The organism is Lamprocystis purpurea DSM 4197, assembly GCF_000379525.1.
Taxonomy (GTDB): domain Bacteria; phylum Pseudomonadota; class Gammaproteobacteria; order Chromatiales; family Chromatiaceae; genus Thiodictyon; species Thiodictyon purpureum.
Window position 1 is genome coordinate 1 of sequence record NZ_KB902528.1, and the last position, 14963, is coordinate 14963.

The following is a 14963-nucleotide window of genomic DNA, read 5'->3' on the forward strand; positions in this document are numbered from 1 at the left end:
AGTAGCGACCGTGTGGACAAGCCGGGGACAACGCGCCGTGGGCGCGTTGCCCCCACCTTGCCCACACTCATTCACCCTTTGCCCACACTGCGCCGCACGGCCGCCGGAGCTGGCTGAGAACGCCTGCGGCGCAACAGCAACAGATCTTTTCTTAATCGCTGCGCGGATGCCGTCTTAACGACCGCTCCGCGGTGGCTGGGGCAGCGCCAAACCGCTGCGATGAACGTCGGCACGACAACTTAAATTCGGGGGAAAACTGTCCTGGACATGGGGTCCACTATATAGCTCGCCCAGGCTGCGTTCGGCCTCCAGCATCATGACTATTTCGTTGAGGTTGATCAGTGCGATTACTTTCTTATCCAGCGCTTCTCGACATTGCGCAATCGCTGTATCGGCGTAGCCGTTTGCTGCGATGAAAAGCGCCCGAGCGCCATCTCTACCAAAAAGTCTTACCAAGTGTGGGCCAAGTTTCTCAACCCCAACGGGATCTTTGACCCATTTCATTTCGACAAGATAGATATGGCCTTTGAATTCTATGACACCGTCGATTTGCTCCATGACCCCGGCTCCTTCCGGGTCTTTCCTGCGAAGGTCTTCACGAATCAGAAAGCCGTAAGCTCGAAACAAATCATTCAGCACGGCCTCTAGCTGCTTCCCTCTCTTCTGTGGCTCGTCTTCCATCGCAAACAGTGCGTATAACTATCGTTGACGACGCGTTGGACTTCGGCAACAAGCCCCTTGGCTTTAAGTTGATCGTCGGCCCAGCAGGTAGAGAAATCATCGAACTCAGTAACGACAAAGACGTGGAATCGTGTCCACAAGAAGCGAGAAAAGTTCCGGAGGATAGTGGTAGCTGTTGTCCATGAAGGCCGGGGATTTACCGTGTTAAGTTCTGACGACGCGCTAACATGTTCTAGATTCAATTGGTACGCTTCTCGCGGCCACGCCGTTGTGGCGATTGCGATTTTCGCTTAGGAGAGTACCCTCGTAAGCGCCACCGAACAAGCCCGTTTCCCTCTGGTTCCGCGGCTCCGCCTCGGTACGAGTGAAGGTTGACGTGTCAGTTAGCGTTGCGAGCGGTTTAGTCGCTGGTCCTCGGGACGCTCTTTGGGCCGTCGGCCCCGGTCCCGTTGGACGTTGTGGTGTTCGGTGCGGCAGCTGCGCGTTCTTGCTCAGGGTTGCAGACCAAGGTACTGCCAAATCACCGCGGCCCCGGCCAGCGCGGTGATCTCGGCCTGGTCGTAGGCGGGGGCGACCTCGACCAAATCCATGCCCCGAAAGTCGATCCCCTCCAACCGCTTGAGGATCGCCATGACCTGCCAGGTGAACAGTCCTCCGACCTCGGGGGTGCCGGTGCCGGGCGCCTGGCCGGGGTCGATGGCATCGATGTCGAACGAGAGATAGGCCGGGCCGGACCCCAGCACCGCGTGCACCAGATCGGCGACGGCCCGCGGTCCGGTCTCGTGGACTTCCTCGGCCGTGACGATGCGCACGCCCTGGGCCAGGGTCCAGTCGTAAACGGCGCGCTCGCAGGGCGAGCGGATGCCGATCTGGATCATCCGCCGCGGATCGACTAGGCCCTCGACGATCGCCCGGTAGAACACCGAGCCGTGGCCGAGCGGCTGACCGAAGCTGTCGGGCCAGGTATCCACATGGGCGTCGAAGTGCACCAGGCCGATTGGCCCCAGCGGCCCGCACCGCCGCGCCAGCGCCCGCAACAGCGCCAGAGTGATACTGTGGTCGCCGCCGATGGTGACCAGGTGGGCATAGGCCGCCGCTTGGTCGGCGATCAGGGACAGTGAGCCCGGGAGGTCGCCGAGGGCAATCGCAAAGTCGCCGACATCGGCCAGCCCCAGCGTCCGCGGATCCCGCCAGTTCGCCGGGTTGTCGCCGTCCACCAGCATGCGGCTGGCACGGCGCACCGCCGGCGGCCCCTCGCGTGCCCCGGCGCGGTTCGTGGTGCCCAGATCCAGCGGCACGCCGGCCACGCAGATACGCGCCGCCGCAGGATCCAGAGTGCTGCCGAGAAAGGTGGGCGGGATGGCAAAGGTGGGTGTCATGATTCGGAAAACGCCGGTCGCTAAAATCGCCTGGACCGCATCATAAGATACCGGCCCGCAAATCGCCCGGCGTTAGACTCAGCTCGCCGTGACTGCCAAGAGGAATCGATCGTGTTTCCAACACCCGTGCGCGTGTTCTTGACCAAGGGCATCGGCGTTCACCGCCACGCCCTGACCGCCTTCGAGCTGGCGTTGCGCGATGCCGACATCGAGCAGCAGAACCTGGTCTATGTCTCGTCAATCGTCCCGCCCCACTGCGCCCTGATCCCCCGCGAGGTCGGCGTCGAGGCTCTCAAGCCCGGCGACATCACCTTCTGTGTGATGGCCCGGATCGAGACCAACGAGCCCGGCCGCCGCATCCATGCCAGCATCGGACTCGCCCGACCCGCCGACCCCGATGGCTATGGCTACATCTCCGAACACCACGGATTCGGCCAAACAGCCGTGCAGAGCGGGGACCATGCCGAAGACCTGGCCGCCAGCATGCTCGCCAGCACGCTCGGGCTGGATCTGGACCCGGAGGTCGCCTGGAACGAGCGTCGCAGCATCTACGAGCACAGCAACCTGGTGATCGAGAGTCTGTCGATGACCGCGGCGACTGAAGGCGACCCCCATGGGCGCTGGACCTGCGCGGTCAGTGCGGCCGTGTTTCTGTTCTCCTGAGGCCGCACGCGCACCGGCCGCGATCATCGTTTCGGCCGGGCGCGTCGGTCCGCACAGCGGACCCTACGGAAACACCGTGACCCGCAGGGTCCGCTGCGCGGACCGACAACCGTGCCGATCGCACGGTGGCCAGGTTTATAACCAAGGCCATCTCGACTACAGATAGATCAAGCTCACCATCAGAAAAAACACCGCCACCGCCATGATATCGTTGCCGGTGGTGATGAAGACCCCGGTGGCCATCGCCGGGTCGATCCCCAGCCGGTCGAGCACCAGCGGGATGGTCGCCCCCACTGCCACGGCCAGTGTAATGACGGTGGTCAGTGCCAGACCGGCCGTGAGGGCCAGCCGCACCGGGTTGCCGACTTCCACCCACTGGGCCATGAACAGCACCAGGGCCATCAGCACGCCGGCGGCAATGGCCCCGTTGGCGAGGGCCGCGAGTAGTTCTTTGCCCAGCCGCCAGCCGAGATCGTCGAAGGTGACGGTGCCGGTCGAGAGACCCTGTACCGCCACGGTGGAGGCCTGGATGCCGGCATTGCCGGCGCTCGACATGACGATCGGAATGAAGGTGGCGAGGATGGCCGCCCGCGCCAACTGGTCCTCGAAGGCGCCGACCACGGCCGCCGACAGGGTGGCCCCGGCGAGCCCCAGCAGCAGCCAGGGCACCCGCCCGCGGACGATCCGCCCGATCGACTCGTCCGGGCGGGCGTCGCGCGGTAGACCGCTCATCCGCTTCATGTCCTCGGCGGCCTCGTCGCGGATCACCTGTTCCAGGCGCTGCGGTGTGATCCGGCCGATGAGCCGCCCGACGCGGTCCACCACCGGGACCACCGACAGTTCGTAGCGCTCGGCGATCCGCGCTACCTCTTCCTGATCCGTATCCGGCCCGACGGCGATGAAGTCGGTGTGCATCATGTCGCCCACGCGCTCGGTGTCGGGCTGCAACAGGAGGTCGCGCAGCCGCAGATAGCCGAGCGGCCGCCGCTCGGCGTCGACCACATACACGGCATAGAGCCGCCCGATGGTGTGGGCGTGGGCACGGATCTCCTCGATGGTCTGGCCCACCGTCCAATCCGGCGGCACGACCACGAACTTGGGGCTCATGATGCTGGCGGCCGACTCGGCCTCGAAGGATGCCAGTTCAGTGATGGTCGTGTGCCCCTGGAGTAGGGGCAGCACCCGCTTGCGCAGTGCTTTGGGCAATTGCGCCAGGGCGGCGGCCGCCTCTTCCGGTTCCAGCGCGTCGATCACGTGTACCAGTCGTTCAACGGTGGCATCGGCGAGCAGCACATCGCGAAAGGTGTCGTCCAACTCGGCGATCACGCGCGCCTGCTCGGGGTCGAGCCAACGGAACAGCACCCGTGCGCGCTTGAGCGGCAGGTGCACGAAGAGTTCCACCACATGGGTCGGCGGCCAGGCCTGCAAGGCCGGCATCAGGGTCGTGCGTGCCCCGGCCTTGATGAGCTGCGCCGCCGCGTCGACGACCACCCGGTTGGCGGCACTGAGTTCACCCAGGTGCGAGCGGGTCCAGACCAGGGGCGGCGTCTGCGCGGGTGGGGTGGTGGGGGTTAAAGGCATGTGGCGGCTCCTGAAGTTGGCGACCAGGTTCAGGCAACTGCGCTCCGGGTCGACGCGGGTCCGCTGGCGCAGGGCTGACGGTTGCACGGGGAGAGCTTACCAGCGGGCGGTGACTGGGGGATGAACAAAGCGACGCCTCCGGCCAGGAGCATCCCGCCCCGACGCCAGGCAGCCGTTTCGCTCGTTTTCGCCCACTTTCCGCGTCGCGCCGACAGTCACATCGCCCTGCTCTGCTTCTGTCGGCGCTCCTTGCAGGCAGACGAAAATCCTTCGCGATCTGGTATCGAATTTTCCGGCAATCGCCTAAAGTGATTACCGGGCAGGGATATAGTACTGCAGCGTTAATGAACCGAAAATGGTCCTGTGCTGCTGCGGCAGTTCCTCGTTCCGGCCGATACACGGGAGTCGCGCACTGGTCGAGGCTTTAGGCCACGCAGATGCGATGTCGACCGGCGAACGGCCATGGAAGGAACATCAGTCACCCAGGACGAAGCATGTCCCCCGTGGGAGCGGCGTCCCGCCGCGATGCGGTGCCGGGGTGACCTACAAGGCTGCGGTTCCGCGCCCGGCCCGTCGCGGCGGGACGCCGCTCCCACAGGGTTGCATCAAGGCCCCGATGACCAAGTCTCAAATGAATGATTCACCGACCTGCTCGACCGGGATGCGGGAGTTGGTTCCTGCCGTTTCGCTTGCCGCTGGAGCGGTCTTCGCCGGGGCGCCCTGGCACCGGGGTCCGGAGCCTGCGCTGATCACCGGGTCGGAGGCGGGGCAATCCGTCTGGAGCTATGCAGAGCTGGCCGGGCGGTCCGCGGCCCTGGCGGCGCGGCTCAGGGCGGAGGGTGTGCAGCCGGGCCAGTTGGTGGCGGTGCCGGAGCGGCCGGGGACGCACCTGATCTTGATGCTGCACGCGTTGGCGCAGAGTGACGCGGCGCTGTTGCCGATCCGCGCCGCGGCGGATGACCCGGCCGGCGACGCGCTGTTGGCGGGGACCGGTGCCGAGTGGGTCTGGCGGGCCGCCGGAACCGATGGCTTGAACGGCGGTCGGCTGGTTCGCTTGGCGTTGCCGCCCGCGCGGGTGACGCCGGGTGCGGTACCAGGGTCCGCGAACTGGTCCTCACCGCTGGCCTTGGTGGTGGAGACCAGCGGCAGCAGCGGCGCCCCGCGGGCGGCGATGCTGACTCAGGGCAATGTGCTGGCGGCGGCGGCGCTGAGTCATCGGCATCTGGATCTGCGCGCCGGTGATCGCTGGCTGTGCTGTCTGCCGCTGCGCCATATCGGCGGGCTCTCGATCCTCTATCGCTGTGCCCTGGCCGGGGCCGCGGTGGTGCTCCATGACGGGTTCGACGCGGGCGCGGTGGCCGCCGCTATCGCGTCGCAGGCCGTGACGCACCTGTCGCTGGTGCCGCCGATGCTGGCGCGCCTGCTTGCCCTGGGGCACCCGCCGCCTGTGACGTTGCGGGTGGTATTGGTGGGCGGGCAGTCGCTCAGTCCGCCGCTGGCGCGGCAGGCCATCGCGGCCGGCTGGCCGTTGCACGTGACGTACGGGATGACCGAGACCGCGGCGCAGATCGCGACCTCGGCGCGTCTGGTGCAGGCTCCCGCGTCCGGAGTCATCGGCCAACCGCTGGCCGGTGTGGATCTGGACTGCCCGGCCTGTGCGGACGGTACCGGGCGGCTGCGGGTGCGCGGGCCGGTGGTGATGGCGGGTTACGCCAATCCGCAGCGAATGCCCGGCGTGGGGCTGGCGGACGGCTGGTTCACCACGTCGGATCTCGCCTGCCGGGGGCCGGACGGCGCGCTGCAGATCCTGGGTCGGGCCGATGAGGTGCTGGTGACCGGCGGGGTCAATGTCCATCCGGGGCGGGTGGAGTCGATGCTGGCCGAGGCGCCTGGAGTGAGCGAGGCGGCGGTCGTCGGTGTCGCGGACCCGGTGTGGGGCCAGCGGCTGGTCGCGCTCTATCGTGGCGAGGCGACGCCGGCGGCACTCGACGCCTGGTGTCGGGTCAGGCTGCCGGGAGCGGAGCGTCCGCGGCTCTTCCTGCCGCTGCCCGAGTTGCCCGTGCTCGCATCAGGCAAACTGGATCGGTGCGGGCTGCGCACGCTGGCTCAGGCGGCGGCCGGGTGAGGGCGGAGCTGTTGCATCGTGCGACCCCTGGTTGATGCGGCGCGCGACCGACGCGCGGGGTCCCTGGCACCGAGTGGCGCGCCTTGTTCACCAGCGGAAAGCGCGGCGGGCCTTGATCATCGTTCCGGCCGGCCGCGGACGGTCCGCACAGCGGACCCTACGGTAACACCGTGACCTGTAGGGTCCGCTGTGCGGACCGACGACCGTGCAGATCGGTCGGTGGTTGGGTTTATGACCAAGGCCGCGTAGCGCATCCACCATCAGCCCGAGCGCCGGCTGTCGGCCGTGGTCAGTCCGCGGTCAGCGGCAGCCGGGTCCCGGCTTCGTCTTTGAGCAAGACTCCCGACAGCTTGCGCCGCCTGGCTTCGTCCAAGAGATAAGCGAGTTTGTGGGCGGCGGCCTCATGGCTCAGTCCCGCGGCACGGATGTTGGAGATACAGTTGCGCTGCGCGTCGGTGACGCCGATGCGGGGCCCGTAGGTCAGGTAGGCGCCCAGGCTGTCCGGGGAGCTCAAGCCCGGCCGCTCGCCGATCAGAATCACGACGATGGCGGCGCCCAAGACCTGGCCGATCTCGTCGCCGATGGCGACCCGCGCCTGCGCGACCAGCGAGACCGGGCCGAGGTGCCAGCCGGCGGCGATCAGCCGGGGGGCGATCTGGTCCAGGAAAGCGACGGCGTTCTCGTGGATGGCGCGGGCGGAGAGCCCGTCGCCGATCACGAAGGCCAGCTCCGGTGGGGCGGCGGCGTGGGCTGCCAGTGCGGCCAGGGTCTCCCGCGAGGGTTCAGCGAGTCGGCGCCCCAGGTCGGGTCGTTGCAGATAAGTCGCGCGGTCCGGTGCCGCGCTGTGCAGGCGCACTGTTTGGTAGCCGCGGGTCTGCAGGTCGGACGCGACGCCCGCCTGGTCCAGCGGCAACTGCACCGCGTCGCGCGCTTGGGCATGGGCGAGCTGAAAGGCCAAGTGCGGCGCGGTGGGCAGACTGCCGCCGGCCCGGCCCAGGGCGATGCGGGCAGCGGTGAAGCGGCGCAGGGTCTCCCAGGGGTTGGCGACGACGACCGGCTGCTGCGGCACAAGCGGATTGGTCATGGTGTGCGCTCCGGGGCAATCTCAGGTGAGTTGGGCCAGGGTCCGCACGAAGGGCTCCGGCAGCGCGCTGGTGACCGCCGCCCGGTTGTTCCCGTCGAAGATCCCCAGTTGGTGCAGCCAGGCTTCGAACTCCGGGGCGGGCCGCAGCCCCAGCACCTGGCGGATATAGAGCGCGTCGTGGAAGGAGGTGGTCTGATAGTTGAGCATGATGTCGTCCGACCCGGGGATGCCCATGATGTAGTTGCAGCCGGCCGCCCCCAGCAGGGTCAGCAGTACGTCCATGTCGTCCTGATCCGCCTCGGCGTGGTTGGTGTAGCAGACATCGCAGCCCATGGGGAGGCCGAGCAGTTTGCCGCAGCAGTGGTCTTCCAGTCCGGCGCGGATGATCTGCTTGCCGTTGTACAGATACTCGGGGCCGATGAAGCCGACCACGGTGTTGACCAGCAGGGGTTTGAAGTGGCGGGCGACGGCGTAGGCGCGCGCCTCCAGCGTCTGCTGGTCCACACCGTAGTGGGCGTTGGCGGAGAGTGCGCTGCCCTGGCCGGTCTCGAAATACATGACATTGTCGCCCAGGGTGGCTCGCTTAAGTGACAGGGCGGCGTCCCGCGCCTCGCCCAGCAGGTCGAGCGTCACCCCGAAACCGGCATTGGCCGCCTGGGTGCCGGCAATGGACTGGAAGACCAGGTCGATCGGCGCCCCCTGGGTGATGGCCTCGAGCTGGGTCGTGACATGGGCGAGCACGCAGGACTGGGTGGGGATGCGGTAGCTCTGAATGATGTCATCGAGCATCCGCAGCAGGGTGATCACCGCGGCGGTGCTGTCGCTCGCCGGGTTGATGCCGATCACCGCGTCGCCGCTGCCGTAGAGCAGGCCGTCGAGGATGCTCGCGGCGACTCCGGTGGGATCGTCGGTGGGATGATTGGGCTGGAGTCGGGTCGCCATGCGCCCGGCCAGGCCGATGGTGTTCCGAAACGCGGTGACCACCCGACACTTGTGCCCGACCAGGATCAGATCTTGAATGCGCATGAGCTTGGAGACCGCCGCCGCCATCTCCGGCGTCAGGCCCGGCGCCAGGGCGGCGAGGGCGGCCGCGTCGGCCGTGTCGCCCAGCAGCCAGTTACGGAAGTCCCCGACCGTCAGATGCGCCACCGGGGCCAGGGCCGCCGGCTGATGGGTGTCGATGATCAGCCGCGTGACGTCGTCGGACGCGTAGGGCACCACCGTTTCGTTGAGGAAGGTCGTCAGCGGCAACTCGGCGAGCGCCATCTGGGCGGCGACCCGTTCGGCGGCATCCACGGCCGCGATCCCCGCGAGCTGGTCCCCGGAGCGTGCCGGGGACGCCTTGGCCAACAGGTCAGTCAGACCGTTGAAGCGGTAGCTGGTCGTGCCGATGGTGTGGCGGTAGACGGGCATGGGGGCTCCGGATGAACCAGGTGGGTTATCTTTTGGCGGCTTTGGTTATTGTTCCGGCCACTGGAGGTCGAGGCTTTAGCCGGTCCGGCGTGCAGACGCCACTGATTTTCTTTAAGATCTCGGGACTCGCCACCGGGTAAAGCCTCGACCTCCAGTTGCGGACAGGCCGTCGTTGTCCGGAACGATGTCAAGGCCGCTTCGTACCACTTCGATCATCGCCCGATCAATCAGGCCAGAAGTCCCGGCTCAGGATGTCATCGATCGCGTAGTGACAAACCGTCGGGAAGGTCTCGTCCCCAAGCCCTGTTTCATCCGCGGCCCATTCCACCGCCTCGCGGTACGCATCAGTCAGTTCCTCGGCCAGGAAGCGGCGCAGACTTGGATTTTCCTTGAATAGCCGAGCGATGTCGTTGCGTTGAGTACGGATCGTCCCCTTCCAACTGTTGGAGCGCGCTTCCGGTTGAAACTGCCATTTCAACAAATGAGCCATGAGCACACGTAAGCGTCGGAACAATTCGCGCCGTTCGTTTCCCATCTCGGCCTCGAGTTCCTGAATCAGGTGAGTGATATCCAGCGCGCCGAGCGCCCCGGATTTCAATAAACCGACCTGCTGTTCCAGCCATTCAAAGCGATCGGCCTCATGCAGTGTCGTGACGCTCATTGAGTCAACCTCCGCCTCGGGTCCCTGATCATCTTGGTACGAAACGCGGCTAAAAGCCGTTGCGCAATCCGATGGTCTTGATGTTAGCCGCTGCGCAGGTGAGGTACAAGACCGGGGGCCGGGGCTCGTGACAGCCTGGATCATGAGTCCGGCCAGGACGTTGGCTTGCCACGGGACATCCGGTTCGCCCCAGAACTTCGTACCACGCGGGCTCAACGTTCGGTGATCGGGCGACGCGACCGGAGGCCGACGCTTTAGCGGGCGGCGGTGTCGTGTCCGGCTGAAGCCTTGACCTCCGGTCTGTTGCGCGGGTACAGCAAGATCCGCGGGGGCCTGTAGGGGCGACTAAAGTCGCCCCGACATCCTGCGCAGTCGGAGCTTTACTCCTGGGCATCGCTTTCAGTCCGATAGCCTGCTAGCCGCCCCCCAACTCTGCCTCCGCCCGCGCAATGGCTTCGAACTCTTCTTCCGGAGCCTGCGCAACGAGGTGATGCCGGCTGTAGAAGAAGAAATAGGCAACCATCACCGCATAGAAGCCCGCGGCGTAGAGCACGACCCGCAAGTCCACCAGGAAGCCGGCCGCGAAGGCCGTGATGGCCAAGACCAGGGCGATGCCGGAGGTCAGGATGCCGCCGGGGGTGCGGTAGGGGCGGTCGAGTCCGGGTTCACGGCGCCGCAGCGCGATATGCGCGGCGGTCATCAGCACATAGCTGATGGTCGCGCCGAAGACCGCGACCAGGATCAGCAGGTCGCCCTCGCCGGTGAGGGCCAGCAGAAAGCCGATGGTGCCGGGGATGATGAGCGCGACCCACGGCGTTTTGTGGGCGCCGGTCAGCGACAGGAAACGCGGCAGATAGCCGGCGCGGGACAGGGCGAAAAGCTGGCGGGAGTAGGCGAAGATGATGGAGAAGAAACTCGCGACCAGTCCGGCGAGCCCGACCAGATTGACGAAGGCACTGATCCAGGTGCCCCCGCCATAGGCCGTGGCCGCTTCCAGTGACTCGACCAGCGGATTACCGCTGGCCTGAATGGTGGCCGAGCCGGCACCGCCCGGACCCACGACCAGGATCGAGGCGGCGAAGAACAGCAGGATCAGCATGCCCACGATCAGCCCCTTGGGCAGGTTCTTCCGGGGGTCCGCCGCCTCCTCGGCGGCCAGCGGCACGCCCTCGATGGCGAGGAAGAACCAGATGGCATAGGGGATCGCCGCCCAGATGCCGATATAGCCGAAGGGCAGGAAGGCGCTGGCGCCGACGGCGGTGGTCGGCGCGATATCGAACAGGTTGGCGGTGCTGAAATGGGGGATCATCGCGACCACGTAGACCACGAGCGCCGTGGCCGCGACCGCGGTGATCAGGAACATGAGCTTGAGCGCGGTGCCGGCCCCGTAGATGTGGATGCCGACGAAGACCGCATAGAAGGCCAGATAGATCGGCCAGCCGCCGACGCCCAGCAGCGACTGGGTGTAGGCCCCGATGAAGACGGCGATGGCCGCCGGGGCGATGGCGTATTCCAACAGAATCGCGGTGCCGGTCAGGAAGCCGCCGACTGGACCGAAGGCGCGGCGGGCGAAGCCGTAGCCGCCGCCGGCCGTCGGGATCATGGACGAGAGTTCCGCCAGGGTGAAGACCATGGTGGTATACATCACGGCCATCAGGATGGTGGCGATCAACAACCCGCCCCAGCCGCCTTGTTTGAGTCCGAAGTTCCAGCCGGCGAAGTCCCCGGAGATCACATAGGCCACCCCCAGTCCCGCCAACAGCACCCAGCCGGCCGCCCCGGTGCGCAGTTGTCGGTGCTCGAAATAGCTCGCGTCGACCTTCTCATAGTCGGCGCCGTGGACGTGGATATTGGGTTGATCGGCCATGTGTCATGTCCCGTGGTTGGCGCGGTGTGTCGCGATCACAGGCGGAAGCCTTCCTGCCGGTTGCGCTTCGCTTGCGAATCGGGCGGTTCGCCGGGTCGCTGCACCGCGGCGGTGCGGTGGGTCGGCGGAAGGGCCGCTTGCAGCCCTCAGGACACAATCAAAGCAAACATCGGGCCGGGCTGTCCGAGGCGCGGTCGTGCCTGCGCCGACGCGTCGCGCCCCGCCGCAGTCCAAGGCTTTACCCTGTAAGTCGTGCAGCGACCCTGTGGGAGCGGCGTCCCGCCGCGACGGGGCGGGCGCGCAGCCGCAGGCTTAGAGGTCGCCGCGGCACCGCATCGCGGCCGGAGGCCGCTCCCACACGATCCCGGCCGGCTTTTCACAGTAAAGCCCTGGGCTCCAGAACGGGTCAACCCGCGTCTGTTTCCTCGCTCTGCGCCGCGGATTCGGGTTGCGATTCGGGTTCAGGCGCCAGACTGTGCAGACGTTGATGCAGCGCCGCCTTGGCAAGCAAGTGGGCGCTCACCGGCGCTGTGATGAAGAGGAAGAGTGTCACCAGGACTTCGTGCAGGCTCAGCCCGGCGCCGCGCGTGCTGAACCAGACGGCGGAGGCGACCAGCAGGCTGCCCACGCCCAAGGTCGTTGCCTTGGTGGGGCCGTGCAGGCGGGTATAGAAATCCCGCAAACGCACCAGCCCCAAGGCTCCGATCAGGGTGAAAACAGCCCCGGCCAGAATCAACACCGACACCACCAGTTCGATCATCATGCTATCCACTATTCACTATTCAATGATATCGCCCCGCAACAGATACTTGCACAGCGCAACCGTCCCCACGAATCCCATCATGGCGATCAGCAGTGCTGCCTCGAAATAGAGTGCGCTGTTCTGTCGGATGCCGAACAGGACGATGAGCGCGACCGCATTCACCGCAAGGGTATCCAGCGCCAGGATGCGGTCGGGTCGGCTCGGGCCGATCAGCAGTCGCCACAGGGTCAGGAGGGCGGCGAGGCCGACCAACGCGAAAGCCAGGGGGACGACGGTGTTCAGCATGATTCGAAGACCTGCTTCAACGGGGCCTCGTAACGCGACTTGATAGCGGCGATCAGCGCGGCTGAATCGGTCAGATCCAGCGCGTGGATCAGCAGGGTGCGCCGGTCCGGGCTCAAGCGTGCCGAGACCGTGCCCGGGGTCAGTGAGATGGTATTGGCGAGCAGGCTGATGGCGAGATCGGAGGTCAAATCCAGCGGGAGTTGCACGAATCCCGGTCTTAACCGCTGCGGTCCGCGCAGGATCAGCCAGGCGACCGCCAGATTGGCGACCAGGATGTCGTAGAGCACGACGCCGATGAAGCGCAGCAGCACCAGCGGCCGGCGGGCCTGGACCCGCTCGGGCCAGAAGCGCAGGGTGAAGCGCGGGATGGCCCAGCCGAACAGCAGGCCCAGCAGGAACTGTCCAGCCGAGACGCTGTTCGCCAACAGGAGCCAGATGACGGTCAGCGCGGCCGTCAGGATGGGGTGGGGCAGCAGTCGGTGCAGTCTGCTTTTCGCGGCTGGTGCGGCGCCATCCGTCGGGTTGTTCATCGTGGTCATCCCTCGCCCAGCACGGCCCGCACATAGCCGTCCGGTTGCAGTAACTGGTCCGCCATGGCCGCGGTGTAATCGCTCAGCGGTCCGGCCCAGAGGGTCATAGCCGCGCCTAGGGTGAGCAGTGCGGCGACCGGCGCCAAGGCCCGCCAGGTCGGCGGCGGGACCGCGGTTCCGCCGTCCGCCTCAGCAGTTTGATAGAACAGCAGGCTGCCGGAGCGTGCCAGGGTCAGCAGCGCCAACAGTCCGCCGCCGAGCACGATCCCCAGCACCCAGACCGCCGCCGGGTGGTCCAGCGCGGCGCGCAGGATCAGAAACTTGCCGATGAAGCCGGACAGCGGCGGCAGCCCGACGATCAGGATTGCGCCCAAAAAGAACAGCACGCCCAGGACCCAATGGCGCCCCATGACCGGACCGGGGACCAGTCGGTCGGTGTGTTCACCACGTTGTCCGGCGATCAGATCGGCCAGCAGGAACAATGCCGCCGCCGCGAAGGTGCTGTGCGGCAGGTAATAGAGTCCGGCGCCGATGCCGGACACCGTGCCCAGCCCGATGGCGGTCAGCAGGGTGCCGATCGAGGCCACCACCAGATAGGCGATCTGCAGGCGCAGCCGCTCGCTGCCGGCCGCCCCGATCAGGCCCACCGCCAGGGTCAACAGGGCCACCGGCAGCAGCCAGTCGGCGATCAGATTGGCCGCCGGACCGGCGTCGGCGCCGAAGATCAGCGTGGAGACGCGCAGGATGCTGTAGGCGCCGACTTTGGTCATGATCGCGAACAGGGCCGCCGCCGGTGCGCTGGTGTTGGCATAGGCGGCGGGCAGCCAGAGATAAAGCGGCACCAGGGCCGCCTTGAGGGCGAAGACGGCGAACAGCAGGAGTCCGGCCGTGCGCACCAGCGGCAGGTCTTGCGGCGACACGGCCGCCGCCTTAACGGCCAGATCGGCCAGGTTGAGTGTTCCCAGCACGCCGTAGAAGGTGCCGGCGGCGAACAGGAACAGGGTCGAGCCGACCAGATTGATAACCACATAGTGCAATCCGGCACGGGTCCGCCGCCGCCCGCCGCCGTGCAGCAGGAGCCCATAGGAGGCGAGCAGCAGGACCTCGAAAAAGACGAACAGGTTGAACAGGTCGCCGGTGAGAAAGGCCCCCGACAGCCCGAAGATCTGCAGTTGGAAAAGCACGTGGAAATGACGGCCGTCGCGGTCGCTTCCCAAGCACCCGTAGGCCAGGGCGAACCAAGCCAGCAGACTGGTGGTCACCAACAGCCAGGCGGCCAGCCGGTCGGCGACCAGGACGATACCGAAGGGCGCCGGCCAATTGCCCAGGGCGTAGACCAGCACGGACCCGTCGGCGACGGCGCGGGTCAGCATGAGGGCCAGGACGACCTGGCCGAGCGCGCAGGTCAGGGCGAAGGCGCGCCGCCAACGCAGGTCCAGCGACCGGCCCAGCAGCAGCGCGATCCCCGCCAGCACGGGCAGCAGGACCGGGGCTATGACCAGTTGGCTCGTCGTCACCGCGTCCACCCGCGGCCGCACGGCCGGTGCGGCAAGCCTGTCGTGCGGCGCTCACGGCTCATGCATTCCATCCACATGGTCATTTCCCAGTTCGGCTCGCGCCTTGAGCGCCAGCATGATGACAAAGGCGGTCATGGCAAAGCCGATGACGATGGCGGTCAGCACCAGGGCCTGGGGCAGGGGATCGGTGTAGGCCGCGGCGGTCGGGTCGATGAGCGGCGGGCGGCCAACGACCAGCCGGCCCATCGCGAACAGGAACAGGTTCACCGCGTACGACAGGAAGGTCAGTCCCAGCAACACCGGAAAGGTTCGGGCGCGCAGGATGAGATAGACACCGCACGCGGTCAGGGTACCGATGATCAGGGCCAGCAGTGCCTCCATCAGCCGTTCCCCCTCGTGGGAGCGGCGTCCCGC

The 14963-nt window shown here is 66.8% G+C and carries 14 protein-coding genes; 2 read left to right on the plus strand and 12 right to left on the minus strand.

Annotation, left to right across the window (positions count from 1 at the left end):
• Positions 1–174 precede the first annotated feature (174 nt).
• Together A39O_RS34865 and A39O_RS0123670 are read right to left on the minus strand one after the other, a co-directional pair.
• On the minus strand, positions 175–681 hold the full coding sequence (locus tag A39O_RS34865) for a restriction endonuclease (RefSeq protein ID WP_020507148.1): 507 nt from the start codon (positions 679–681) through the stop codon (positions 175–177).
• A gap of 491 nt (positions 682–1172) precedes the next feature.
• Entirely contained in the window at positions 1173–2060 is an 888-nt protein-coding gene (locus A39O_RS0123670; RefSeq protein WP_020507149.1) for an arginase family protein, read from the minus strand.
• Between the two features lie 111 nt (positions 2061–2171).
• Between A39O_RS0123670 and A39O_RS0123675 the strand changes: the two genes are divergently transcribed.
• The gene (locus tag A39O_RS0123675) at positions 2172–2723 is read left to right on the plus strand and encodes a pyruvoyl-dependent arginine decarboxylase (protein WP_026199695.1); all 552 of its coding nucleotides are present in this window, start codon (positions 2172–2174) and stop codon (positions 2721–2723) included.
• Between the two features lie 156 nt (positions 2724–2879).
• Here the strand turns inward: A39O_RS0123675 and mgtE are convergent, their stop codons facing one another.
• Positions 2880–4391 (minus strand): magnesium transporter, encoded by a 1512-nt coding sequence (gene mgtE / locus A39O_RS0123680; RefSeq protein ID WP_020507151.1) that lies wholly within the window; start codon positions 4389–4391, stop codon positions 2880–2882.
• Between the two features lie 544 nt (positions 4392–4935).
• On the opposite strand from mgtE, the gene A39O_RS34870 reads away from it, so the two are divergent.
• On the plus strand, positions 4936–6429 hold the full coding sequence (locus tag A39O_RS34870; protein ID WP_245561969.1) for an AMP-binding protein: 1494 nt from the start codon (positions 4936–4938) through the stop codon (positions 6427–6429).
• A gap of 289 nt (positions 6430–6718) precedes the next feature.
• On the opposite strand, the gene eutC is transcribed toward A39O_RS34870, so the two are convergent.
• The 9 genes from eutC to A39O_RS0123730 form a co-directional block, all read right to left on the minus strand.
• Positions 6719–7513, minus strand: coding sequence for an ethanolamine ammonia-lyase subunit EutC (gene eutC / locus A39O_RS0123690; RefSeq protein WP_020507153.1), 795 nt, complete (start codon positions 7511–7513; stop codon positions 6719–6721).
• 21 nt (positions 7514–7534) lie between these two features.
• Positions 7535–8926, minus strand: coding sequence for an ethanolamine ammonia-lyase subunit EutB (locus A39O_RS0123695; RefSeq protein ID WP_020507154.1), 1392 nt, complete (start codon positions 8924–8926; stop codon positions 7535–7537).
• Between the two features lie 223 nt (positions 8927–9149).
• Positions 9150–9587, minus strand: a complete 438-nt coding sequence (locus A39O_RS0123700) for a DUF29 domain-containing protein (RefSeq protein ID WP_020507155.1) — start codon at positions 9585–9587, stop codon at positions 9150–9152.
• A gap of 415 nt (positions 9588–10002) precedes the next feature.
• Positions 10003–11454: an ethanolamine permease gene (gene eat, locus A39O_RS0123705; protein ID WP_020507156.1), complete on the minus strand. Its 1452-nt coding sequence runs from the start codon at positions 11452–11454 to the stop codon at positions 10003–10005.
• Positions 11455–11860: 406 nt separating this feature from the next.
• On the minus strand, positions 11861–12217 hold the full coding sequence (locus A39O_RS0123710) for a Na+/H+ antiporter subunit G (RefSeq protein ID WP_020507157.1): 357 nt from the start codon (positions 12215–12217) through the stop codon (positions 11861–11863).
• A 15-nt stretch (positions 12218–12232) separates the two neighbouring features.
• Positions 12233–12502: a K+/H+ antiporter subunit F gene (locus A39O_RS0123715; protein ID WP_020507158.1), complete on the minus strand. Its 270-nt coding sequence runs from the start codon at positions 12500–12502 to the stop codon at positions 12233–12235.
• On the minus strand, positions 12496–13032 hold the full coding sequence (locus tag A39O_RS0123720) for a Na+/H+ antiporter subunit E (protein ID WP_020507159.1): 537 nt from the start codon (positions 13030–13032) through the stop codon (positions 12496–12498). Before A39O_RS0123720 ends, A39O_RS0123715 begins: the two co-directional genes overlap by 7 nt.
• Positions 13033–13037: 5 nt before the next feature.
• The gene (locus A39O_RS0123725) at positions 13038–14549 is read right to left on the minus strand and encodes a monovalent cation/H+ antiporter subunit D (protein ID WP_211211704.1); all 1512 of its coding nucleotides are present in this window, start codon (positions 14547–14549) and stop codon (positions 13038–13040) included.
• A 51-nt stretch (positions 14550–14600) separates the two neighbouring features.
• Positions 14601–14930, minus strand: a complete 330-nt coding sequence (locus tag A39O_RS0123730; protein ID WP_026199697.1) for a Na+/H+ antiporter subunit C — start codon at positions 14928–14930, stop codon at positions 14601–14603.
• Between the last annotated feature and the right edge of the window lie 33 nt (positions 14931–14963).